This window comes from Bacillus sp. MRMR6, assembly GCF_001940785.1.
In the GTDB taxonomy this organism is placed as follows: Bacteria; Bacillota; Bacilli; order Bacillales; family Cytobacillaceae; genus Neobacillus.
Genome location: NZ_MSLS01000006.1, coordinates 36,899 through 62,195, shown reverse-complemented (window position 1 = coordinate 62,195; position 25,297 = coordinate 36,899). Strand labels below are relative to the sequence as shown.

The 25,297-nt window shown below is 41.1% G+C and carries 20 protein-coding genes; 4 read left to right on the top strand and 16 right to left on the bottom strand.

Annotated features, from left to right (window positions below; all coding sequences use genetic code 11):
- Positions 1-2: 2 nt before the first annotated feature.
- The 15 genes from leuC to BTR25_RS08345 all read right to left on the bottom strand — a co-directional run bounded on the left by leuC (position 3) and on the right by BTR25_RS08345 (position 16,584).
- Positions 3-1,421: a 3-isopropylmalate dehydratase large subunit gene (gene leuC / locus BTR25_RS08410; RefSeq protein WP_075687621.1), complete on the bottom strand. Its 1,419-nt coding sequence runs from the start codon at positions 1,419-1,421 to the stop codon at positions 3-5.
- Between the two features lie 716 nt (positions 1,422-2,137).
- A complete protein-coding gene (gene leuB, locus BTR25_RS08405; protein WP_075687620.1) occupies positions 2,138-3,244 on the bottom strand; it encodes a 3-isopropylmalate dehydrogenase in 1,107 nt (368 codons plus the stop codon).
- A 95-nt stretch (positions 3,245-3,339) separates the two neighbouring features.
- On the bottom strand, positions 3,340-4,881 hold the full coding sequence (locus BTR25_RS08400) for a 2-isopropylmalate synthase (protein WP_075687619.1): 1,542 nt from the start codon (positions 4,879-4,881) through the stop codon (positions 3,340-3,342).
- A complete protein-coding gene (ilvC, locus tag BTR25_RS08395; protein ID WP_075687618.1) occupies positions 4,868-5,899 on the bottom strand; it encodes a ketol-acid reductoisomerase in 1,032 nt (343 codons plus the stop codon). The genes BTR25_RS08400 and ilvC overlap by 14 nt, the downstream gene beginning before the upstream one ends.
- Before the next feature lie 170 nt (positions 5,900-6,069).
- Positions 6,070-6,591 (bottom strand): acetolactate synthase small subunit, encoded by a 522-nt coding sequence (ilvN, locus tag BTR25_RS08390; RefSeq protein ID WP_075687617.1) that lies wholly within the window; start codon positions 6,589-6,591, stop codon positions 6,070-6,072.
- Entirely contained in the window at positions 6,588-8,315 is a 1,728-nt protein-coding gene (gene ilvB, locus BTR25_RS08385; RefSeq protein WP_075687616.1) for an acetolactate synthase large subunit, read from the bottom strand. The genes ilvN and ilvB overlap by 4 nt, the downstream gene beginning before the upstream one ends.
- A gap of 755 nt (positions 8,316-9,070) precedes the next feature.
- Positions 9,071-10,741 (bottom strand): dihydroxy-acid dehydratase, encoded by a 1,671-nt coding sequence (gene ilvD, locus BTR25_RS08380; protein ID WP_075687615.1) that lies wholly within the window; start codon positions 10,739-10,741, stop codon positions 9,071-9,073.
- A gap of 10 nt (positions 10,742-10,751) precedes the next feature.
- Positions 10,752-11,660: a branched-chain-amino-acid transaminase gene (gene ilvE, locus BTR25_RS08375; RefSeq protein ID WP_075687614.1), complete on the bottom strand. Its 909-nt coding sequence runs from the start codon at positions 11,658-11,660 to the stop codon at positions 10,752-10,754.
- Between the two features lie 389 nt (positions 11,661-12,049).
- Positions 12,050-12,787 carry an exonuclease domain-containing protein gene (locus BTR25_RS08370; protein ID WP_254842657.1) on the bottom strand — a complete coding sequence of 246 codons (738 nt, stop codon included), beginning with the start codon at positions 12,785-12,787 and terminating at the stop codon, positions 12,050-12,052.
- On the bottom strand, positions 12,784-13,758 hold the full coding sequence (locus BTR25_RS08365) for a DUF294 nucleotidyltransferase-like domain-containing protein (protein WP_075687612.1): 975 nt from the start codon (positions 13,756-13,758) through the stop codon (positions 12,784-12,786). The genes BTR25_RS08370 and BTR25_RS08365 overlap by 4 nt, the downstream gene beginning before the upstream one ends.
- 87 nt (positions 13,759-13,845) lie before the next feature.
- Entirely contained in the window at positions 13,846-15,144 is a 1,299-nt protein-coding gene (locus BTR25_RS08360; protein ID WP_075687611.1) for an ammonium transporter, read from the bottom strand.
- A gap of 215 nt (positions 15,145-15,359) precedes the next feature.
- Complete coding sequence (locus BTR25_RS08355) at positions 15,360-15,695, bottom strand: MerR family transcriptional regulator (protein ID WP_075687610.1); 336 nt, start codon at positions 15,693-15,695, stop codon at positions 15,360-15,362.
- 116 nt (positions 15,696-15,811) lie between these two features.
- Positions 15,812-15,979, bottom strand: a complete 168-nt coding sequence (locus BTR25_RS26830) for a Fur-regulated basic protein FbpA (protein ID WP_083652297.1) — start codon at positions 15,977-15,979, stop codon at positions 15,812-15,814.
- Positions 15,980-15,997: 18 nt separating this feature from the next.
- Positions 15,998-16,141 (bottom strand): hypothetical protein, encoded by a 144-nt coding sequence (locus tag BTR25_RS27495; RefSeq protein WP_175596731.1) that lies wholly within the window; start codon positions 16,139-16,141, stop codon positions 15,998-16,000.
- A gap of 158 nt (positions 16,142-16,299) precedes the next feature.
- Complete coding sequence (locus BTR25_RS08345) at positions 16,300-16,584, bottom strand: hypothetical protein (protein ID WP_075687609.1); 285 nt, start codon at positions 16,582-16,584, stop codon at positions 16,300-16,302.
- Positions 16,585-16,865: 281 nt separating this feature from the next.
- Between BTR25_RS08345 and BTR25_RS08340 the strand changes: the two genes are divergently transcribed.
- Complete coding sequence (locus tag BTR25_RS08340) at positions 16,866-19,616, top strand: dynamin family protein (RefSeq protein ID WP_075687608.1); 2,751 nt, start codon at positions 16,866-16,868, stop codon at positions 19,614-19,616.
- Positions 19,617-19,700: 84 nt separating this feature from the next.
- On the opposite strand, the gene BTR25_RS08335 is transcribed toward BTR25_RS08340, so the two are convergent.
- Positions 19,701-20,663, bottom strand: a complete 963-nt coding sequence (locus BTR25_RS08335) for a D-2-hydroxyacid dehydrogenase (protein ID WP_075687607.1) — start codon at positions 20,661-20,663, stop codon at positions 19,701-19,703.
- Between the two features lie 176 nt (positions 20,664-20,839).
- Here BTR25_RS08335 and BTR25_RS08330 point away from each other — a divergent pair, with 176 nt between their 5' ends.
- The 3 genes from BTR25_RS08330 to BTR25_RS08320 all read left to right on the top strand — a co-directional run bounded on the left by BTR25_RS08330 (position 20,840) and on the right by BTR25_RS08320 (position 24,986).
- Entirely contained in the window at positions 20,840-22,027 is a 1,188-nt protein-coding gene (locus BTR25_RS08330; protein WP_075687606.1) for an MFS transporter, read from the top strand.
- Between the two features lie 224 nt (positions 22,028-22,251).
- A complete protein-coding gene (locus tag BTR25_RS08325; protein ID WP_075687605.1) occupies positions 22,252-23,397 on the top strand; it encodes an acyl-CoA dehydrogenase family protein in 1,146 nt (381 codons plus the stop codon).
- A 26-nt stretch (positions 23,398-23,423) separates the two neighbouring features.
- Entirely contained in the window at positions 23,424-24,986 is a 1,563-nt protein-coding gene (locus BTR25_RS08320) for a fatty acid--CoA ligase (protein ID WP_075687604.1), read from the top strand.
- Positions 24,987-25,297: the final 311 nt, after the last annotated feature.

The following is a 25,297-nucleotide window of genomic DNA, read 5'->3' as shown; positions in this document are numbered from 1 at the left end:
GATTAGTAAACCTCCTGTGCAGTGAATTTACGGACATCAACGAAATGACCCGCAACTGCAGCCGCTGCTGCCATTTCAGGGCTGACAAGATGTGTACGTGCTCCGTTTCCTTGACGGCCTTCAAAGTTTCGATTTGAAGTAGAGGCACAGCGTCCACCTGGAGGAACGATATCATCATTCATTGCTAAGCACATGCTGCATCCAGCTTCACGCCATTCAAAGCCAGCATCTTTAAAAATCTGATCAATTCCTTCTTTCTCAGCTTCCATTTTTACTAGGAAAGATCCAGGTACAACAATTGCTTTAACATTAGGGTTAACCTGCTTGCCGCGAATCACGTCAGCCGCTTTTCGTAAATCACTTAGGCGGGAGTTTGTACAGGAACCAATAAACACATGGTCAATTTCAATACTTGAAATTGGCTGACCTGCTTCAAGTCCCATGTATTGAAGGGCACGGGCAATTTCGTCCTTTTCATTTGCTTTAACGGAATCATCAGGGCTAGGAACAGAAGCCGTAACCGGAAGACACATACCAGGGTTAGTTCCCCAAGTAACCTGCGGTTCAATTTCAGCAGCATTGATTTCAACTACTGTATCATAAGAAGCACCTTCGTCAGTAGCAAGAGCACGCCAAGTGGCAACAGCTTCATCGAACGCCTCCCCTTTAGGAACATGACGACGTCCTCTTAAATATTCAAAAGTCGTTTGATCTGGAGTAATTAAGCCGGCGCGAGCTCCAGCTTCAATGGACATGTTACAAACGGTCATACGTTCTTCCATTGAAAGGCTGCGGACCGCTTCACCTGTATATTCCATGACATAGCCAGTTCCAAATTGAACGCCAAACTTACCGATGATCGCTAATATTAAATCCTTTGCTGTTACCCCGACACCAAGCTTTCCATTTACTTTGACATTCATTGTTTTTGGAGGTGCTTGCCATAATGTTTGGGTTGCAAGGACATGTTCCACTTCACTTGTCCCAATCCCAAATGCCAGGGCACCAAATGCACCATGTGTAGAAGTGTGGCTATCACCACAAACAATTGTTTTACCAGGCTGAGTTAAACCCAGCTGTGGACCGATAACGTGAACAATTCCATTGTCCGGATGGTGGATGTCAGAAAGTTCAATTCCGAATTCCTGGCAGTTTTGTTGTAGTGTATCAATTTGGTTCTTGGAAACAGGGTCTTTAATAACGCTGCGGTCGCGGGTGGGAACATTGTGATCCATCGTCGCATATGTTAAATCTGGGCGGCGTACCTTACGTCCGTTAATACGTAACCCTTCGAAAGCCTGTGGGGAAGTTACTTCGTGAACAAGGTGCAAATCAATATAAAGTAAATCAGGCTTTCCTTCTTCTTGATGTACAACATGCCGTTCCCAAATTTTTTGAATGATATTTTTAGGTGTTTGCATAATCGTCCTTCCTCACGTTAATAGATTTTTAAAGAGGGGAGAGGCCCTCAAATATGGTTTAGGCTGGTAAGAAAACTTTTGTCTAATGTCGAAGAGGGCCTCTGATGCTCGTGCTAGCCGCAATTCGCAGTTTACGGTAACCAAAGAGGGCCACTGATGCCCGTGCTAGCCGCAATTCGCAGTTTACGGTAACCAAAGAGGGCCACTGATGCCCGTGCTAGCCGTACTTCGCAGTTTACGGTAACCAAAGACGGCCTCTGATGCCCGTGCTAGCCGCAATTCGCAGTTTACGGTAACCAAAGAGGGTCACTGATGCCCGTGCTAGCCGCAATTCGCAGTTTACGGTAACCAAAGACGGCCACTGATGCCCGTGCTAGCCGCAATTCGCAGTTTACGGTAACCAAAGACGGCCTCTGATGCCCGTGCTAGCCGTACTTCGCAGTTTACGGTAACCARAGAGGGTCACTGATGCCCGTGCTAGCCGTACTTCGCAGTTTACGGTAACCAAAGAGGGTCACTGATGCCCGTGCTAGCCGTATTTCGCAGTTTATGGTAACCAGAGAGGGTCACTGATGCCCGTGCTAGCCAAATTTCGCAGTTTACGGTAACCAAACAGGACTACTGATGCCCGAACCGACAATTATTCGTAGTTCAAGGTAACCAAGAGAATATAGACAAGCCGCCAAGCCCACAAAGACCCAGCGGCACAAAATCAATTAGATGTAGCAGCTCATGATACATTTGGAAGCATTCTGTGACTTGATGAAATCAGCGATCAAACGAGTCATTTCTCCAGTGCCGACTAAACGGCCATCCGTAACTTGTAAATCAGATGTATGGAAGCCAGCATCTAAGACAGCTTGAACTGCTTCTTCAATCAATTGAGCTTCGTCTTCCATTTTGAAGGAATAACGCAGCATCATAGCAGATGACAAAATCATCGCTACTGGATTTGCTACGCCTTTTCCAGCAATGTCAGGTGCTGAACCGTGAACAGGCTCATAAAGTCCGAGACCGTCTGCACGCACACTGGCAGAAGGGAGCATACCAAGCGAACCCGTTAAAACCGAGGCTTCATCACTTAAAATATCACCAAACAAATTTTCAGTAACAATTACATCGAATTGAGTTGGATTTGTAATCAACTTCATAGCAGCGGCATCGACTAAAACATGCTCTACGGTAACATCCGGATACTGAGCCTTTTTCTCTTCCACCACTTCGCGCCATAGCTTACTAGATTCGAGAACGTTAGCCTTGTCGACAGAAGTTAGGTGACCGCGGCGTACCTGTGCGGCCTGGAAGCCTTTGTCTACAATTCTTTCAATTTCATGACGTGTGTAGCTAAGAGTATCTACAACAGAATTGCCACCGTCACGACGTTCGCTCGGTGTTCCGAAATAAAGACCTCCGGTTAACTCGCGAACGATCAATAAATCACTTCCTGCGACTACTTCTTCTTTAAGAGGAGAGGCATGCAGCATGTTTTTAAAGCCTTTGATTGGCCGTAAATTGGCATATAAATCTAGTGCTTTCCGAATGCCAAGTAATCCTCTCTCAGGGCGTAAATGGGAGGGGTTGTTATCCCATTTTGGTCCGCCTACTGCACCAAGTAATACAGCATCTGCCTGTTTACAAGCATCAACCGTTGTTTCAGGCAGCGGGGTGCCATAAAGGTCAATGGCTGCCCCTCCGATCTCATGGGTTTCGAACTGAAAGCTATGATTAAATTCTTCAGCAACGGCGTTTAGAACATCTTTTGCAGACTCAATAACTTCCTTGCCAATCCCATCACCAGGTAGTAATACAATACGTTTTTTCATCGAAGCAACCTCCTCATCATTTTTTAAGCATCTTACCATTTGATACTTCGCCCAAAGGGGATAGGGGGCAATAGCGCCTCCCTTTGAAAAATAAATTATACCGTTTCAACCTGTAGGGCTGCTTTCTGATTAAAAAATACACGATTAACTGCATTGATAAACGCTTTGGCTGAGGCCTCTAATACGTCCTGTGCTGAACCACGGCCGCTAACCTGTGTATGATTGACTGTCATTTTCACATGAACTTCAGCAAGTGCATCGCGGCCTTGACCAATTGAGTTTAATTTAAAATCGGTAAGATGGATATCTTCTTTGACTAAGGCTTCAATCGTGTTATAAAGAGCTTCAACACTTCCTGAACCCGTGCAGGCTGTCTCAATTCGATCTCCCTCTGGTGTGGTAAGGGCCACTGTCGCTGTAGGAAGGTTCACTGAAGCATATTGAACTTGGAATGCAACTAATTCATATTTTTTTATATTAGCAACTTTTGTTTGAATATCGGTTAGGATGGCAAATAAATCTTCATCAGTGACTTCTTTCTTCCGGTCTGTTAGTTGTTTAAAAGCAGTAAATGCTTCAACTAACTTCTCAGGAGATAATTGGAAGCCCATCTTTTCAATTTTATCCTTAAAAGCATGTCGTCCAGAATGCTTACCAAGCACAAGATCATTTGATTGAATTCCGACCATTTCAGGAGTGATGATTTCATAGGTTAAAGCATGCTTTAACACTCCGTCTTGATGAATGCCAGATTCATGTGCAAAGGCATTCTTTCCAACAACGGCTTTATTTCCAGGTACCATCATTCCTGTAAAGCGGCTGACAAGGTCACTTGTACGCTTAATTTCTTTCAAAACTAGGTTCGTAGTAAATGGATATTTGTCTTTTCTAATATTTAAAGCGACGGCAACTTCCTCTAAAGAAGCATTACCAGCACGCTCTCCGATTCCGTTAATCGTTCCTTCGACCTGTGTAACACCGTTTTCAATTGCAGCAAGCGTATTGGCAACTGCCATACCTAAATCATCATGACAGTGACAGGATAAAGCGGCTTTATGGATATTAGGAACATGTTCACGTATATAGCGGAACATGTTGCCGTATTCTTGTGGTGTCGCATAACCAACCGTATCAGGCAGATTGATGACCGTAGCTCCAGCATCAATGACCTTCGTAATAATTTTTACTAGAAAGTCTAAGTCTGAGCGGGAAGCATCTTCTGCTGACCATTCAATATGTGGAAATCTTGATCTTGCATAGGTTACCATGTTAACAGCTGTTTCAATGACTTGATCAGGTGTTTTAAGTAACTTATATTGCATATGAATAGGGGAGGTTGCAATAAAAACGTGTAACCTAGGTTCTGCCGCATCTTTTAAAGCGTCCCACGCAATGTCAATGTCCGATTTCGTCGCTCGTGCCAGACCTGTTACCGAAGTGTTTTTAATTGTTCGGGCAATCGCTCTTACTGCTTCGAAATCTCCTTGAGAGGAAGCCGGGAAGCCGGCCTCCATAATATCAACGCCAAACCGTTCAAGCTGTCTAGCGATTTCTAATTTTTCAAGTTGGTTTAAATTTACACCAGGAGACTGTTCACCATCGCGCAGTGTCGTATCAAAGATGTTAACGTGAACCATTTACCACCACTTCTTTCTTTTTATTTACAGGGTTTTTAATAAACGGCATTAGTGCACGAAGCTCGCGTCCAACTTGCTCGATTTGATGATTGTTCTCACTGCGATTGATTGCATTAAATTGTGGGCGGTTTGCCTGGTTTTCTAGGATCCAGCCTTTTGCAAATGCGCCTGTTTGGATATCTGTTAATACATCCTTCATGCGGGCTTTTGTATCTTCGTTAACAACACGTGGTCCAGAAACAAAATCACCCCACTGAGCTGTATCAGAGATAGAGTAGCGCATGTTTTCTAATCCTCCTTCATATAGAAGGTCCACGATTAGTTTTAATTCATGTAAACACTCAAAGTAAGCAACCTCAGGCTGGTATCCTGCTTCTACAAGCGTTTCGAAGCCAGCTTTGATAAGGGCAGTAGTACCACCGCATAATACCGCTTGTTCTCCGAATAGATCCGTTTCTGTTTCTTCTTGGAAAGTAGTTTCTAATACACCTGCACGGGCAGAACCAATACCTTTAGCGTATGCAAGAGCAAGGTCACGAGCCTGGCCAGTGTAGTCTTGATATACTGCATATAGGGCAGGAACTCCAGCGCCTTCAGTGTACGTACGACGTACTAAATGTCCCGGGCCTTTAGGTGCTACTAAGAATACATCTACATCTGCTGGGGGAACGATTTGAGTAAAATGAACGTTAAAGCCATGAGCAAATACTAGTGAATTACCAGCTTCAAGGTGCGGCTTAATGCTTTCTTCGTAAACTTTTGGCTGCATTTCATCTGGAAGAAGAACCATTACAACTTCAGCAGCTGCTACTGCTTCGGCTACAGAACGAACATCTAAACCATCTTCAACTGCTTTATCCCATGACTTTCCACCGCGTAAACCAACAACTACATCAAAACCGCTTTCCTTTAAGTTAAGAGCATGTGCATGACCTTGTGAACCATAACCGATTACTGCAATCTTTTTACCTGCTAAAACCTCTTCTTGAATATCTCCGTTATAAAGTACTTTTGCCATTATTAATCATCCTTTCAATTATCCTATTTGTCCCGCATTAACGGGCAGTAATACCCACCTTACAATTCCTTGAGGAATTAAAGGAGGATAGCGGGGGATAAACTGCCCGTAAAAGCCCGATTCGTTCAACTAACCAATAGTGTGGAAGAAGAACCCCACTGTTGGAAGATTCACTTTATTTGAGAGTAGGTATTTAGATCGTTTACTTGCGGCTGATGCCCCCGTTGGAAGGCGGTCAATCCTGTTCTGGCAATATCTTTGATTCCATATGGGCGAAGCAAATCAATTAAAGCATCGATTTTTTCTGGACGGCCTGTGATTTGAATCGCTAAACTGTCCTTGCTAACGTCGATAATCAAGGCACGAAACGGATCGATAATACCATTGATTTCGCTGCGAAGCTGTGAGCTTCCAGCCACTTTGATAAGGGCAAGCTCCCGTGCGACGATTGCTTTGTCAGTGATATCGGAAACCTTTAGAACATCAATTTGTTTGTTTAATTGTTTTGTTACTTGCTCGAGACGCTGCTCGTCGGCCACCTCAACAACAAGGGTCATTTTCGAAATTCCCTCTGTTTCGGTTGGGCCGACTGAGATGCTCGAAATATTAAATTGACGTCTAACCAATACACCAGTGACTCGATTTAAGACCCCGCTTCTGTCCCGAACCGTTAACGAGATAATCCGTTTCATGATGGCTTCACCCCAATCATTTCGTGAATCCCTTTACCAGGGGCAATCATCGGGAATACCTTTTCCTGCTGAAGTACCCGGCAATCCATTAGAACTGGGCCCTCATAGGCAATTAGTTCTGGAAGCTTTGTAATGAGTTCTTCCTGCGTTTCAATCTTCACCCCGCGGATCGAATAGCTTTCAGCTAGTTTTACAAAATCAGGCTGAGAGTGAAGGATGGATTCTGAAATTCGGTTTCCGTGCAGCAACTCCTGCCACTGGCGAACCATACCTAGTGCTCCATTATTAACGATAATAATTTTGACTGGTAACTTCTGTTCGTAAATGACCGATAATTCCTGCAAGGTCATTTGGAAACCAGCATCACCAACAATCGCAACAACTGGACTTCCTGGGGAAGCCATTTGTGCTCCAATGGCAGCAGGGAAGCCGAAGCCCATTGTGCCTAAACCACCAGAAGTGACCCACCGATGTGGTTGATCAAATTTGTAGTATTGTGCCGCCCACATCTGATGCTGCCCAACATCTGTAGTTACGATAGCTTCACCGTTTGTCACTTTATGAATCGCTTCAATCAACCACTGGGGAGACATTCCGTTTGAATCATGCTTATACCAAAGCGGATACTCAAGCTTATTTTGATTATTTCTTGTAAGCCACTCTTCTGTATCTGGCGAATCTGAATTCTGATTCAGCAGATCAAGCAAGGCTTCCTTAGCATCAGAAACAATGGGAATGAGTGTTGGAACATTTTTACCGATTTCAGCAGGGTCAATGTCAATATGGGCTACTTTTGCATTTGGTGCGTAGTGCTTTAGATTTCCAGTTAATCTGTCATCAAAGCGTGCCCCAATGTTGATAAGTAGGTCACATTCGTACATCGCCATATTTGCAGCATAAGTTCCATGCATTCCGCCCATTCCTAAGGAAAGGGGATTGGCTGCTGGAAAAGTTCCAAGTCCTAGCAGTGTGGTAACGACTGGAATTTTATGCTTTTCAACAAATTCCTTCAATTCTGCGGATGCCTTACCATGAAGAATACCTGCACCAGCTAAAATTAATGGCCTTTTTGCCTTTGAAAGAGCATCTGCTAGTTTTTTAATTTGTAAAGGATTAGGCTTCGTTGTCGGTTGATAACCAGGGAGGTCGATTACTCCTTCACTTGGTTCCGCAAAAAGCTCACCAGCGGAAATATCTTTTGGAATATCAACTAGTACTGGTCCTGGCCTTCCTGTGGAGGCAATATGGAATGCCTCCTTAACAATGCTCGGTAAATCAGAAATATCTTGAACCTGATAATTGTGTTTCGTTATTGGCGTGGTGATGGCCATTACATCTGCTTCTTGGAAGGCATCTGTTCCAATAACACCGCGTGCTACCTGTCCTGTGAAAATTACAAGTGGCAGAGAATCCATCATAGCATCTGTGATTCCGGTAACAAGGTTCGTCGCTCCAGGACCAGATGTTGCGATTACAACCCCCGGTTTCCCCGTAATTCGGGCATAACCTTCAGCAGCATGGATACTGCCTTGCTCGTGGCGGAAGAGAACGTGTTTGATAGAGTCCCGAGCTCGGTAAATGGCATCGTATATTGGTAGAACAGCACCACCTGGATACCCAAAAAGGGTTTCAACTCCTTCTTTAATCAACAAGTCAATGAGTAGATCTGCACCAGTTTTTGGTGCTGTACTGGTTTTGGACTCCAGTTTTGCTTCTACTTTCACTTCATAATCCCTCCCTGTGGGTGATAGAAATCTTGAAATATGTTGATATTTTCTTAGATTTGTAGATATAACCCTAAAATTTGTAGATATCTAATCATTAATTGTAGATATCACGTCAATCCTTGTAGATATCCTCAAAACTGCTTCACTCGTACATTAAAAAAGACCATTTTCTCCCTGAATAGACTGCAGTGATGGTAATACATCAGCATTAGCAGAATAATTCGGGGAGAAAAGGTCTTGTTTTCTCGGTACCACCCGTTTTCGCAGCACTCTCACGAATACTGCCTTTTGAAGCGATTCAATATAAAAACCTGACCGCTTCTTTTTGTAACAGGTGCTTTATAAACACCCGATTGAGCCTACTAAGTTAATACTTTTCAGCACAATACTCAGGGATGATGTCAGAATAAGTTGTATTACTGGGCTTCCAGCAACCCCAGCTCTCTGAAAATACGATTTCTTATTCCTTTATTCCCGTCATCGATTTAGATATAAAATTTTCAGGAGGTTGAATGTCCATCAAATCCCGGCGATAAAAAGGGCGCCTAATCCCTGGGTTAGATTAAATGGACATTCACAAAAATGTAATAGCTTTCTGAATCCAGCTCCAGTGCCCTAGCGGCTAGTGTTCTTCGCCCTCCGCCCTACGATAAGTCAACATCGATTCGCAAAAACCGCTCATCGTGTTTCCTTCATCTCAGTTGGAGCACTCTAGGCCATACGCCGCTGACCAGGGTGCTTGCGCTTTTTGTTTATATTTTCATAATCCCGCCGGTATTGGCAGAGGTGACAAGCTTGGCATACTTAGCAAGGTAGCCTGTTTTAATTTTTGGTTCAGGCTTTTGCCATAATCTGCGTCTTTCAGCTAGAACTTCATCATCAATTAGAAGATCAATAGAGCGAGCCTCTAAATCGATTAAAATTTTATCACCATTTTCAACTAAGGCAATTGGTCCGCCTTCAGCAGCCTCAGGTGAAATATGACCGATTGAAATTCCTCGGCTTGCACCAGAGAATCGCCCATCTGTAATAAGAGCTACTTCTTTACCTAATCCACGACCCATAATAGCGGAGGTAGGAGCAAGCATTTCTGGCATACCCGGCCCGCCTTTTGGACCTTCATAGCGGATGACCACTACGTGTCCAGCTCGAACTGTGCCGTTATTAATATTTTCTTGCGCTTCTTCTTGGGATTCAAAAACAATGGCATCCCCAAGGAAGGTCTTAATCGATGGATCCACTGCACCTACTTTTATAACACTGCCATCAGGAGCAATATTCCCATACAGGATGGATAGTCCGCCAACAGGGCTATATGGGTTATCCTTTGTGCGAATGACAGCTTCGTTTGTGATTGCATCATCTTTCACATTTTCAGCAAGGGTTTTTCCAGTGATAGTTAAGCAGTTATCATGCAAGGCCCCTTCAATTTTATAAAGCTCATTGATGATGGCGCTAACTCCTCCTGCACGATGAACATCGTCCATTGAATAATCGGAGGCTGGCATAATTTTTGATAAATAAGGTACTCTTTCAGCTATCTTATTAATCTCACGTAAATCATAGTCAATACCTGCTTCATGGGCAATCGCCAGGGTATGAAGTACAGTGTTTGTGGAACCACCCATAGCCATGTCAAGTGCAAAGGCATTATCAATTGCTTCTCGGGTAATGATGTCACGCGGGCGAATATCCTTTTTTACCAATTCCACTAAATACCTTGCTGCTTGGCGAATCAGTTCATGTCTTTCTTCAGAAGTTGCGATAATTGTTCCGTTACCTGGAACCGTCATCCCTAATACTTCCATTAAGCAGTTCATTGAGTTTGCTGTAAACATTCCTGAACATGAACCACAGGTAGGACAGGCATTGGTTTCGATTTCGAGCAATTCCTGCTCTGTCATCGTTCCACTATGGTAAGCACCAACCCCCTCAAAAACGGAAGTTAAGGAAAGATTCTTACCAGTTGTTGGTGAAACGCCTGCTTCCATAGGACCGCCTGATACAAACACGGATGGAACATTGGTTCTGGCAGCTGCCATTAACATTCCGGGTGTAATTTTGTCACAGTTCGGGATGTAGAAAACACCGTCGAACCAGTGTGCATTTATGACTGTTTCAGCACTATCGGCAATGATTTCACGACTTGGAAGGGAGTATCTCATTCCGATATGTCCCATTGCAATGCCGTCATCAACACCAATCGTGTTAAATTCGAAAGGTATACCGCCAGCTTCTCTAATTGCTTTTTTTACAACCTCACCGAAATGATTAAGGTGTTTATGTCCAGGGATAATTTCAATAAATGAGTTACAGACACCGATAAACGGCTTTTCTAGGTCCTTCACTGTTACCCCAGTTGCGTATAAAAGACTGCGGTGGGGAGCTCGGTCAATCCCCTTTTTAATCATATCGCTTCGCATTGTAATCCTCCTAACTAACTACTGCATGATTTGTTTCTGTAGGGTAACAAGCAACCCCATCTGTTGTAACGATTTGTCTGAATTCTTCTAATAATTGGTTGGTTACCTCTCCTGGTATACCTCCACTGATTACGCGGCTGTCTACTTCAATAACAGCGATGACCTCAACAGCGGTTCCAGTTAAGAAAACTTCATCTGCTACATATACATCATGTCTAGTGAATGGTGTTTCACGGACCTCAAAACCCTTTGCTCTAGCAACATCTATAATGGCATTGCGAGTAATCCCTTCGAGTGCTCCAAGGTAGACAGGAGGAGTGTAAATTACATTGTTTTTTACAATAAAGATATTGTCAGCTGAGCCTTCTGTTACATAGCCTTGGTCATTCAGCATTAATGCTTCTTCCACACCAGCCTGATTGGCTTCGAGTTTCACGAGAATATTATTTAAATAATTTAACGATTTAACCTGAGGGCTAAGTACATCCGGGCGATTTCTTCTGCTAGCAACAGAAGCTACTTTTATGCCACGAGCGTAAAACTCCTTAGGATAAAGGGCTAATTGTTCAGCAATGATAATGACGCTTGGCTTTGGGCAGGAGGAAGGGTCTAGTCCGAGATTCCCTTTACCACGTGAAACAACGACACGTATATAGGCGCTTTCTAGCTGATTTTTTCTAATCGTTTCGACGATTAGCTGCGTCATTTCCTCCTGTGTGTATGGAATCTTCAGCATAATGGATTGTGCTGATTCAAATAGTCTTTTTAAATGAGCGTCGAGTCGAAATACGTTTCCGCTATAAACACGAATGCCTTCAAAAACTCCATCGCCATATAAAAAGCCATGATCAAAAACCGATACAACAGCATCCTCTTTCTTGACGAAATTACCGTCAAGGAATATCCACTGACTTCCCAACCTAACCACTCCTTTTAGTGAAAAAAGCTCTAACTGATTAATTTGCTTTAAAGAAGACCAGCCCTGCAACATTCTGATGATAAAGTAATGATGCAGATTATTTACTAATCAGATTCTTTAATACATTTTATATTTTCAGTAATCATACAACCAATCTAAATCTTGGTCAATATAAAAATCTGACAATTCAAACTAATCAGTAAAGTTGATAGCGTTTTCATTATTGATGTAACAAGGTTAAGGGGAAAAAAAATAGTGAAAAAATTTTTTCTATTAATTGATTTTTGGATTGAAAAGGGGTAAAACGTGGGGGTGAAAGGTCTAAAAAGGTCAAAAAATGATGGTTAGTAAAAAGGATAGTATCTGGATATTCCTATTGTAATAGTATTTTATTTTAAGGCAGCGATGTACTCATAGACTTCCCGAAGATTTCTAAATCCCATTGTTTGGGCCTGAATTAAATGATAGCTCCAAATATGCCCTGTTAGGATTGCATCACCTAGAGCATGATGACGATTAATTATTTCTATGCCACAATCATGGCAAACTGCTTCTAGAGGCATCGATTTTACTGAAGGGTTTAAAAGACGTGTTAAGAATGATGTATCAATAATCCGATGTTCAAATCTTGTACGCAGGAGATCCCAAGTCATCTTTTGCATAAAGGATTGTTCGTGTTTTGCGTGATGGGCAACAAGGACATGACAATTTACAAACTGAAAGAATTGCATTAACACCTCTGAAGGAGGAGGTGCATCTATTAAATCTCTTTCATCAATGTTTGTTAGTGTTGTTATTTCATCAGATAGAGGAAGATTTGATTGTACGAGTGAATAGAAGGTTTCGTGCTCTTTCATTTCATGGCCTGTCATTTTAATGGCTCCGATAGATATAATACGATCGCCTTTTTCAGGATAGAAGCCGGTGGTTTCTAAATCAAATACAACTACATTTAATTCTTGAAGGGGTACTTCAAGGCTGTTATTCTCTTTCATCTCTTTTTGGAGCTGTCTTAAAAAGGAAACATTTTGAAGGTTGTTTTTCCCTTGGACACCGGCGTATACATTCGAACCGAGTTTACCAGACATTTGTCTGAAAAATTGCAGCATATCATTCATTCCCATCATTCTTCCTCCTTTTCTACTAATTGTCTAACAAAACGATATAAAGTAGTTCCTTGTTTAAGAATTTCTTTCAATTCATTTTTTTGTTCTTTTGTAAGAAGCTTAATAGGTAAATAATGACCCGTTTCATAGTCAGGATGTTCTGCCAATGATAATCGGTATGTTAATAGCTGTAGAAAATGACGCTGGATAATCTGCTTTTCCTCGCTGGTAATCCAATCGTTTGGAAGAGCATCGAGCCTTGATAGGGTGGGGGTCTTACTAATTCCCCCTTTTATAGCTAATAGGCGTATCGCATTTACATAAGGGAAAAAAGCTATTTCTTTTAGATTTATAGTACCTGTATGCTGGCCATGTGTTTCTGTTAATATCTGGCCAAATACGCCAATACCTTTCTTTACATACAATGTATTGCTGAAAATCTTTCTTAAAAGGTGAGCTTTGTCAATCGATCGGTAGACAAAGGTTCTTAATTGTTCGATCAGATGTGATTGTCCGTAAACAGAACGCCCATCAATAAAAATCAGTAAATGACGAATTGATTCCCAAGAGGAAACCTGAAGCCAATTGGCTAGTTGACTCTGCCATTCTAGTGTGGATTTACACCATAATGTGTTACTTGCCATGACTCCTCCGTCACAATAGTCATAGCCTGTTTGGTATAAACCATTTGATATTGTCTTCCCTAATGCCAAAAAGTAGCTCTTTGCCTCATCGTTCTGCTCTTGATAGATAATACCGTGGTCCTGATCGCTCCAAACTGATTGTTCAAAACGACCGGCACTGCCCATCACAAAAAAAGAAAAAGGGCAGGGAATAGGGCCATATTGTTCAATCGTTTTCTTGATAGATAACTCTAAAGTCTGATTGATAATACCATCATGGAAATGATTTAACGAAAAGTGATCTAAAGCTGCAGCTTGAATATGCTGGTCTCTATATTGACGAATCTTACTAAAACCATCAGCATCCATGTCTGTCTTTCCTCCTTTTCGTTAAAAAATGCGGTTCCATCTCCTGTGGTTTTAAGAAGATGGGAGGCCGCTCTTTCATGATGAAACTTAAGAATTAAGATTAGGCTTTGCAGACATTATTGCCTCAGAGGTCATCCCTTTATGTTCTGCCTTAACCATTTCAGGGTAACCATAACTGCCATGTTCACTCATGTCTAAACCAATAATTTCTTCTTCTTCTGTTACTCGTAAACCATTCATAACGGCTTTCATGATTGTCAATAGGATATAGGAGACAACGAAGGCAAAAGCTCCACAAACAACTACTCCTAAAGCTTGAACTCCTAACTGGTGTAAGCCGCCGCCGTAGAATAATCCAGGCTGACCAACAGCAGCTAATTCTGGTGTTGCAAAAAGACCGGTTGATAAAGTTCCCCAAACCCCGGCTGCACCGTGTACAGAAAGAGCTGCAATTGGATCGTCAATCTTCTTGCTCTCAAAGAATCGAATGCTATAGAATACTAGAATTCCAGCGATAAAACCAATTAATACTGCTGCCCAAGTATCAACAAAGGCACAAGAAGCTGTGATTGCAACCAACCCTGCTAAAGCTCCGTTTAACATCATTGGTACATCTGCTTTCCCTAACACTATCCAAGAGATAATCATTGCTGCAATGACACCAGCTCCAGCAGCAAGATTTGTATTAACTGCTACAAACCCAAAGAATGCTCCGTCAACTGATACTGTACTGCCGGCGTTAAATCCAAACCATCCTACCCATAATAATAAAACACTTAGTGCTGTAAATACTTGGTTGTGACCCGCTAAATTATTTGCTGAGCCATCTTTATTATATTTTCCAATTCGTGGCTTTAAGATTAGTGTAGCAGCAAATGCAGCCATTGCACCTGTTAAGTGTACCACTGTAGAACCAGCGAAGTCCTGCTTTCCATGCTCTGCTAACCAGCCGCCGCCCCAAATCCAGTGAGCGATTGGCGGATATACGATTACTGAGAATAAAACTGCAAAAACAAGATATGCTCCAAGCTTTGCTCTTTCAGCGAAACCGCCAAATGCGATGGTAAGTGAAATTCCTGCGAAAGCTAATTGGAATAAAAAGAATACTGCCCCAGAAAGTCCTAAGCCTTCAACGTCATAACCAGAATAGAAAAAGTCCGAAAGTCCAATGATTGAATTACCAGCTCCGAAAATAAGTCCGTAACCAACCGCCCAAAACACAATTGATCCAATACCAAAAGTAAGTATGGTTTTACCTGCAATATGTCCGGCATTTTTCATTCGTGTAGACCCGGTCTCTAGAAGTATGAAGCCGCCGATCATTAAAATAACCAGTACAGAAGAAACCATTACCCATAGACTGTTCATTAAGAATGTAGTATCCATTTTTTCTCCCCCTTGAAATTATGTTAGTTTTCTTAACATTTGGTGTATTTGTATTTTTACATGGATTAAAGGCCATTTCTACAAGTTTGTAAGGTTTCCTAACACGGTTTTTGAGGTGAGTTGTAAATATTGGAATCTGATTTGATAAGGGATGCGGGAAGAAAGGGGAATAAGTGACAGAGGTACTGTTTTTATGGCATAAAAAAAGACCCAAACTATTTAGAAGCTGGGCCTTTGCGTAAACCAAACTGAGCATTCAATTGTCCTTGAATCATTTTTCTGCGAACCTCACCCTGATTTTCTTTCTTTTGTGCTTTAAGCATTTCTTTTCTAATTTCATGTGTTTGAACACCGTCTTCAATTTTGTTGGCAATTTCAACCAGTAATTCAACATCTAAAAAGGAGTATTTTCTGCTCCCTCCAGCTGAGCGCTCGGGGAAAATCAATTTGCGTTCTTCATAATAGCGGATTTGACGCTCTGAAAGACCTGTTAAATCTCTAACAATCCCAATTGTAATAACCTTTTTGTCTTTATAAGAATCTGTTCCCATTGTTTGTTTTCACCACACTCTATCGTGATTGTTTGATATATTAATATATGTTAGTTTTACTTACATTGATATGGTTAGTCTAATTAGATTATAGGGAAGAAAAATAGTTGAAGTTGTTAGCTGTTCTTTTTGGGAATGAAGACCTTTCTATATAGATTTTCCAGTTCGCTTAAGGTAAGTGTGTTCAACTCATGGTAGGACACTTTATAATTATCAGAATTTAATAATTTATTAATGTAGAATAGTTTAAGTGTTTCTACCCCTTTTCGCAATTGATTTGCCATTTTAACTCCCCTCCTAAATTAACTGACCCTATTTTGCATCATTCTTAAAAGCTCGAACGCACTCGGACCAAGTGTTCTCGCTAACTCCTCATACAATGCGTCTCTTTGCTTATCTAGTTGCAAGATTTTCTCTGCAAGTTTAATCTCATTAGCCTTATACATTCCCATCTTCCTTTCTGGTAGGTTTACTGTAAAAGTTATCTGAATTTTTTAAGTTTGTCAGTGATTGTGTCAGAAACACTGACAAGATTTTTAATACTCTGTAAAATTACCTAACTTAAAACAGAAAAAACCGAGCTAGGCAGCTCGGTTTGAATGGGTTAATATTCTCCATCATATGGTGTAAATGGAAAGTTGAATCGTCTTTCGACTTGACGAAGACGCTGGTTAATTCGCTGTATGCGTCGTTGAAGCTGGTTAACATCACGTTGAAGCTGGTCAATTTGTCTCTCCTGTTGTTGATTTTGTCTTTCTAATTGACTAACTCTTCGCTCGAGCTGTGGCGGTTGTCGATCAGGGTCAAAGTGGTTTTGAACTAGATATTGGTCATATGGAGTATAATCATATTGAGAGGATGAAACTTGCTGAAAGCCATAAGGATACATGGGCAACTCTCCTTTATTTTTAATACTATATAGACTATGTGGATCATGGCGGAGAGTGTGGGCAAAAGCCCATTAGCACTTAAGGGAATAAATTAATGTTATCGAATAAGATAGGGTTTTGTATTCAAATTGAAATAATTCTGAAATCTACTTACAAAAATGGTTTGGTAGAATCATATAATTAGGACTTAAAAAGGGTGCACCGCTCGAATGGTATAAAGAATAATTCTGCCTCTTTTCCATATGATGACATAGAAGTGGTGGTAACTGGAGGGACAGACATGACAATAGAGAGTCAATTAATTAATAAAACGTATTATCAGAACTATATAAATGATTACGAACAGGTTCATCCCGTTCGTGTTCTTGGGGATGCCTATCAGGAGGAACTGGATAAGGACGAACATAACGTCTCATCGATTCGCTTTGCCCAAGGAGAAGTATATTTTCATAACAGGGATTATGAAACGGCCATTTTTAAATGGGAAAATGTTTCTAATGAACTCGAGCCATGGGCTAGGAAAAATATTGCAGACGCATATTATGAAACTGGTCTATACTCTAACGCCGAGGATTTATATCTTGAAATTAAGACTAATCATCTCACGTTAAAAACGGAAATTGCATTGCAGTTATTTTCTCTTTATATAAAGCGCGGCAAACTAGCAGAGGCAACTGCAACGATCAAAAAAATAATCTTATCAAATCCGGATTATCCAAATGTTACTAGCATGGGACGGGAGTTTTTTGAGGAGCACGAAGCCTGGGATGATGCCATAGATTTGGCTTTAAATGAGGCAAAACGGACAGAATCACTAGAATGGTATCAAACAGTCAATTATTATGTAGAAAAAGGTGTCACAAATCATTTAGCACCCAACTATTTCTCGCAGGCATTATATGAATTGTTTACGATTGATGAAAACAAGTTCGAACAACTATCCGTTTCGCTATGGCATAGCTACCAAAATGAAGAAGGTTATTTTACCTGGTTAAATGAGCTTAATCATCTTCTATTACATTTAGATATGAACAGTAATCGGAGTTTTCCGGAATTATCCATTCTCCATAAAGAAACCTATTTCTTATTAATAAACGGCACCTTCTTGATAAAAAAGCTGGATAATGTGATTCCAGACCTTTTAACAAACTGGGTTCGCTTGGCCTCACCAAAGCAAAGAGTGCTGGCAGCGGCTGCTGTTTTATCCTGGAATGAGCTTTTTCCAGCTAGTATTAGTTTATCAATCGTCAGTGAGGCGGAAAATATCCTCGCCCAGACAGAGCATAACATGGATGAGTTTGAAGAGTGCTTAGATCTATTTGAAAGTATTCTGCATTGGGCAAAAGACCAAGAGATGGGAGAAAATAACCGATTAAAATGGATGGTTCAGCAGTTAACTAATTTTGAAACAAATCACCTATTGGTTACTGGTTTAAGCGGTAACGGAAAGTCTACTTTTATAAATTCGATACTCGGAGAAGAAGTACAGGACTGCCCTACATCGTCTGTTGTTGTTTTCAAGGACACGGAAAATGAGAATTTCTATGAAATAAGTGATCATGAGACAATTCAACTCGAAGATTTTACACAGTTCCAAGAACGGATGGATCGCCGGCGGAACGCATTGGATTCTATTCTCGAATTTCAACAGCCAATTCCATTTTTATACGAGCAAAGTATCGCACTTATTGATACTCCAGGATTAAAAGGGACGCACCATGACCGTTATGAAGTACTGCAGTATCTTCAGGTTGCTGATACGATTCTGTTTATTTTAGATGCAAATGCACCTTTTACGGATAAAGAACGCTCGACTCTTTCTACTATTAACGAATTAGCACCGGATATTCCTGTTCATTTTCTTCTGAATAAAATGGATACGATTGTCAATGAGCAGGAGGCAGTTAGAATATTTAATGAAACTAGTTCACGGATCCACACCTATTTACCGGATGCAAAAGTATTTGCATTCTCCTCACAGTATGAAAGCGGGCAGCAATTAGTTGAATTAAAGGAATTTGTCCATTCAATAAAAAATACGAGAAATCTCGCAGATAAACGGTTAGCCAAACTTTTATATCTGATTCGAACAACGATTACAAGCTTACTGCAAAAAAGAATTGATGTTGAAAATCAGTTAATTGAGTCTGTTAGATGGAATGAAGATTTATTGATGAAGTTAAATGGGGCTGTGAATCAGTTAAAGGATACAGAGGTACAAACAATAAGATCCATCACTAGGTCATACCAATCAATCAAGGAAACCATTCAGGGAGACATTTCTATGGCCGTACCTAAGATGCTTCAGGACTGCTCAGAACTCATTACGGAGGATAGTAATTACACCAGCATTCATTTGGAACTTAACTTAGAGATGAACCGAAGAATTCAAGATTATTTAGAGAATGAAGCAATGCCAAAGTATTTTTCCTCACTTGAGAATTGGATAGCAAACTCTAAAGAGGAGTTTGTGGAAAGTCAAGGTTTCCTAAATGAGATGGCAGAAGGCTTCAACACCTTATATGGAGCAGAGCGGTTAAAGCCAAGTTGTGACTTTAAGGTGCTCGATGATTGGCGCCGTGATACCGACCGAATGACAAGTCGCTTTCAATTAGGTGAAGTCAATATCTTACTTCGAAATACACCTTCACAATTTTTACTGAAAAGTGCAGGTAAACTTTTTGGTGCGTTATCGCAAAATAAAGCACCAATCTATAATAAATATAAATCATTTGTCCAAAATGAGGCTTATTCTGAAACAACAGCGGAAGTGATCCGGCAATTCTTCCAGCAATTTGAACTCTTTGAGAAATCCTTAGAGCGGGATATTGCCTTGTTCTTTAGGCAGCCGCTTGGGGAGCTTAATAAAGCAGTAGATGAAGCTCGTACAGAGATTACCACAAAGAAAGAAATTCTAAAAACGATGAATACCAATCCTGAAATGTTCCGCGATCCTTTGACCCTGTTCGAAGTAAGACTTCGTCAATTTGAATGGATGACCATAGCAGGGAAAGGTGTAGAAACAATTTAATAAATTGAAAAAAACGAAGATGTTAAAGCATCTTCGTTTTTGGTTTATTATTTTTTGAAAATAGAGTTCAGCAAAAATCTACCATCAGTACCCCTTTGAGAAATCAACAAGATTAATACTAGGGTTTGTTCCGGATACATAGTTTTTTAGGTTAGGGATTAGGATATCTTCAATTACCCGTTTATTATAATGCTCTGTCGACCCTGAGGTGTGAGGAGTGATAATCACGTTGTCTATTTCCCATAATGGACTTTTCTCATCTAGCGGCTCTTTTTCAAAGACATCCAGGCCTGCTCCAGCAATTTTCCCTGTCTGCAGTGCGTTTATCAGATCCTCTTCAACGACGATTTCACCGCGGCCAATATTGATCAAAAATGCTGATGGTTTCATTTCATTGAATTGATCTGCACCAAAAAGTCGATTTGTTTCCTTTGTCAGCGGCAGGGTTATGATCACATAATCACTACTACTTAAAACAATAGTAAGATCTTCGGTTGTATACATTTCATCTACAAATTCCTCTGGTTTTCCTGAATGGCGTACTCCGATTACCTTCATCCTAAAGGCTTTTGCCAGCCGTGCAACTTCCTTCCCAATTGCGCCAACACCAATAATCGCTATTGTCTTTTCGTGTAATTCAAGATTCATATTCCCGTGATGCCAAACCTTCGCTTGTTGATTTCTAACATATGTATGGATTTTCCTTGTTAACCCCAGCATTAAGGCGAAGATGGTTTCTGAAATCGGATAGCTATGCACACCATTTGCACTTGTAACTGCAATGTTTCGAGCTTCGAATGAATCCAGTGGCAGGCTGTCGACACCTGCACTCCAGGTCTGCAGCCACTTGAGCTGAGAGTCTGTTTGCAGGCATTTTTCTTTGATTTCTTTCTTCCAGCCAGCGATTACCTCGGCGGATTGTAAATGTTCTTCCCAAACTGCTTTGTCTTTACCAGCAATGATTTTCCAATCTGGAATAATCTCTTGTATTTGATCAAGCTGATCTTGATGGATAGTTTGGGTAACGACAAGTTTACGCGTATTCATATAGAACCCCCAGTGAATGATTTTGTATCTTAATGATAACGGAATTTTTTAAAAAAATAACTAATTCTTTATAAGATCACGATATCATTTCAATTTTACCCTTGCTGTGCTAATCTTTAGAGAGTCGAAATAAAATGATTTAACTGGCGGATTTGTTTTTGGGGGAGGAGTTAACAGTGAAAGATCAATTGTGGTCTAAGTCGTTTATCATGCTAATGGTGGGGAATTTGTTCTTATTTATGTCCTTTCAAATGCTGATTCCAACCTTGCCCCCATACATTCAGTCAATTGGCGCATCAGGTTTAGAAATTGGGCTAGTGACTGCTTTATTTTCAGTTGGTGCGGTGATTAGCCGTCCGTTTATTGGCTTCTTGCTTTCATATAAGGAGAGGAAGGCACTAGTATTAATGGGAGCAGTTTTGCTCTTAGTGATTACTATACTTTATCCTATATCCCAAATTGTTTTCATCTTCCTGCTGATTCGATTCATCCATGGCCTTGCATGGGGATGGTCAACAACGGCTAACGGGACCGCAGCGGTAGATGTTATTCCTTTTTCACGTCTTGGTGAAGGAATGGGTTACTTCGGACTTTCCATTACAATTGGTATGATTATTGCACCAAGTCTTGGAATCTTTCTATTCAATATAACCTCTTTCACGAATCTTATTATTATTTCAGCAATCCTAGGTGTTACTTCGGTCATTTTACTAGGAGTTGTTGGTTATCGGACCCCTGATGTTGTCCTAAAAACAAAGAAGGAAAGCTTAACATTCTCATATGTCGATTCTTTATTTGAAAAGTCTAGCTGGTATCCGTCCTTTATTACTTTTACCATTTGTCTAGGTTATGGAGCAGTTGCCACCTTTATCGTCATTTTTGGCCAGGAGCGTGGAATTGATCAAATCTTTCTTTTCTATATCTTTAATGCCATTCTATCGTCTATTTCTAGACCAATAGCTGGAAAATGGTTTGATGAGAAGGGACCTCTTGGACTTGTTCTATTTTGTACTCTAGCCACGATTGCGGGAATGTGGGTTCTTTCTTTTGCCCATTCGAATCTGTTAGTTGTGATATCGGGTATGTTGTTTGGGGTGGGGTTCGGATGTTTACTGCCAACACTGCAGTCATGGACTTTATCGCTTACACCAGAAAACCGCAGAGGTGTTGCGAATGGTATGTACTTTTCGTCAATCGATCTAGGGATCGGCGTCGGGGGCTTGATTTTTGGTGCAATGGCATTATTTCTTGATACAGGATCCATCTTTCGAATAGCTAGTGGCTTTTTACTATTATCACTAGTGCTCACCATGCTAGAAATAAGAAAAAAGCGAATGATCACACAAGAAAGAACCATCCATTAGTAGGTCAGGACCACATTATTAACTGGTCCTGGCCCTATTTAAAGGATTCTAGACACGAATTAGAGTTACTATAAAATACGTCAGTTTCCCCTAAATTTCACCTGCGAATGTAGAATTAAGTAGAACGATAAACAGGATTAAACTATAGTAAAATATTCTAAAAATTCTATGACTTTGTTACAATAATTTAGTAAGCGTTTACATCTTAAAAAGGAGCGTTACTGATGAAACATCCTTATTTAAACGATGAGCATGAAATTTTTCGAAGATCACTAAGAAAGTTTTTAGAAAATGCTGCCTATCCCTTTTATGAACAATGGGAAGAGGATCGGCTAATTCCGCGTTCGTTGTGGACGAAAATGGGTGAGCAAGGGTTTTTATGCCCGGATGTGGAAGAGGACTATGGAGGTCTTGGTGTTGATTGGGGCTTTTCAGTGGTCATTAACGAAGAGTTAGAACGAGTAGGATCAGGATTAGTTGGGATTGGCCTGCATAGCGACATAGTTGTACCATACATAGGATCTTTCGGCACGGAGGAACAAAAAAAAAGGTGGTTGCCTCGTTGTGTGACGGGTGAACTAATCTCTGCCATAGCTATGACAGAACCAGGAACAGGCTCTGATTTGGCAAATATTAAAACGACCGCCAGGCTTGATGGCGACCATTATGTCTTGAATGGACAAAAGACGTTTATAACCAATGGGATTCAGTCAGACCTTATTTTGGTGGCCTGTAAAACCGACCCTAACGCAGTACCGAAGCATAAAGGTGTTAGTTTACTGCTTGTGGAACGAGATACCCCAGGGTTTTCACGTGGGAGGAAGCTTAACAAAGTAGGGTTACATTGCCAGGATACAGCTGAACTAATCTTTGAGGATTGTAGAGTTCCAAAGGAAAACCTGTTAGGTGAGGAAGGCAAAGGCTTTCTCTATATGATGGACAAATTACAGCAGGAACGCCTTGTAGTCGCGATCGCAGCGCAGACGGCAGCAGAAGTTATGCTGAAAGATACGATAGAATATGTGAAAAGCCGTGAAGCCTTTGGAAAATCAATTAGTCAATTTCAAAACACCCAATTTAAAATCGCTGAAATGTCCACCGAAGTTGAGATGGGGAGAGCGTTCTTAGATCAATTAATAGCAGAGCATATCGATGGTCAAAATGTGGTAACGAAGGTCTCGATGGCAAAGTGGAAATTAACGGATACTGCCAAGCGTGTTGCTGGAGAATGTATGCAGCTGCATGGCGGCTACGGTTATATGGAAGAATACGAGATTGCGAGAAGATTCCGCGATATTCAAGTTTCTAGTATTTACGCCGGCACTAACGAAATCATGAAGACGATTATTGCGAAGAATCTTGGATTATAGGTAGAAAAAAATAAGGAGGAGTTTTGATGACGATTACAATTGGGCAAATCTTTGATTTAACGGTGAGTAAGAATCCAAACAAGGAAGCTATTTACGATGTGAGGAAAAATCTACGCTTAACGTATAAAGAGTGGAGCGAGCAGGTAAATCGATTGGCAAATGCCCTTTTGAAAGAAGGCATTAAAAAGGGAGATCGTGTTTCCACCTTCATGTTTAATACAGAAGAATTAGGGACTGCCTTTTTTGCTTGTTCAAAAATTGGTGCTATTTTTAACCCAATTAACTTCCGATTAATGCCTGAGGAAGTGGCCTTCATTTTATCAGATGCAGCCCCAAAGGTAGTGCTTTTTGAAAAAGCATTAGAGCCTGTTATTGCTGCGATTGAAAATCGCTTTGATTCAACTTCCTTCTGGTTCATTGATGAAGACACTCCCGTCTATGCTGCTAGCTATCAAGAAAAACTCGCTGCTTCCTCGACCGATGATGTCAAAGCTGATGTTCAAGAAAATGACCTGTATGCGTTTATTTATACTAGTGGGACCACCGGCCGACCAAAAGGAGTAATGCACACTCACCGTAATATGGTGGACCAAAGCATTCTATGTATAGCGGCTGGGAAACTTGAAACGGAGGATGTGGGACTTGTAACGGCTCCAATGTTCCATTGTGCGGAGCTGCATTGTGCATTCCTAGCGAGAGTCCATGTAGGAGCGAGAAATGTTATTTTACATCAGTTCAATCCTAAAGTGATTCTTCAGCTGATTGAACAAGAAAAAATCACGAAAATGTTTGCAGCGCCAACTATGTGGAATATGCTATTGCAAGAAGATTTAAGCAAGTATGATACATCAAGTTTAAAGCTTGGGTTGTATGGTGCTGCTCCGATGGCACCAGCACTTGTGCATGCCCTAAATGATAAATTTGGTATTGCATTAATCCAAGCGTACGGTATGACAGAAATGGGGCCAGCCATCACCTTCTTGTCTGAGCATGATCAGCTTAGAAAAGTGGGTTCTGCGGGGCAGGCAGCATTAAACCACGAAATCCGGATTGTCCGTACTAGAGAGGATGGACCATCAGATCCAGAGGATGTTGTGCCAGCGGGTGAAACCGGTGAAATTATTGTTAGAGGCCCTTCGATGCTTGTCGGTTATTTTAACCGCGAAGAAGCAACAGAAAAAGCATTGTACAAAGGCTGGTACCACTCAGGAGATATCGGATATCTTGATGAAGATGGATTCCTCTTTGTAAATGACCGTGTAGATGACATGATTATCAGCGGCGGTGAAAATATATATCCTCGCGAGGTGGAGGATGTTCTCCATGCTCATGAAGGAGTTCTTGATGTAGCCGTAGTCGGTCAGCCTGATGACCGTTGGGGTGAAACGGTAACCGCATTTGTCGTTAAGAAAAATTCAAATATCACCGAGCAGGATTTAGATGAGTATATTTTAAACGGAGATAGTTTAGCTCGATACAAGCGTCCACGGAAGTATATTTTCTGTGAAGCACTGCCGCGAAATGCAAGTGGAAAAATTCAAAAATTCGTCCTGCGTAAACAGCTAGAAGAATTGTTTACACAAGGATGATAAAGAAAGGCTGCCGAGCATGTATCGGCAGCTTTTTTTATAGGCAGGCATCTTAGGGGAAGTTTTGCCCGTTCTCGGCTGAAAAAGCGGGTGTACGGTAAAAACTAGGGAATCGTTCTTCCCGCGGAAGCAGGATAAGTGGAGTCAAGGTAAAAACTGAGTTATAGTTTTGCCCGTACACGTGTGAAAAGTGGAGTACGGTAAAAACTTGAGACTAGTTTTTACCGTGGAAGCAGGAATCTCGAAGGTAAGGTGAAAACCTGTTCAAAGTCTTACCCTTAGTAACACGAGTGAGCAACAGGTTCCAAGTG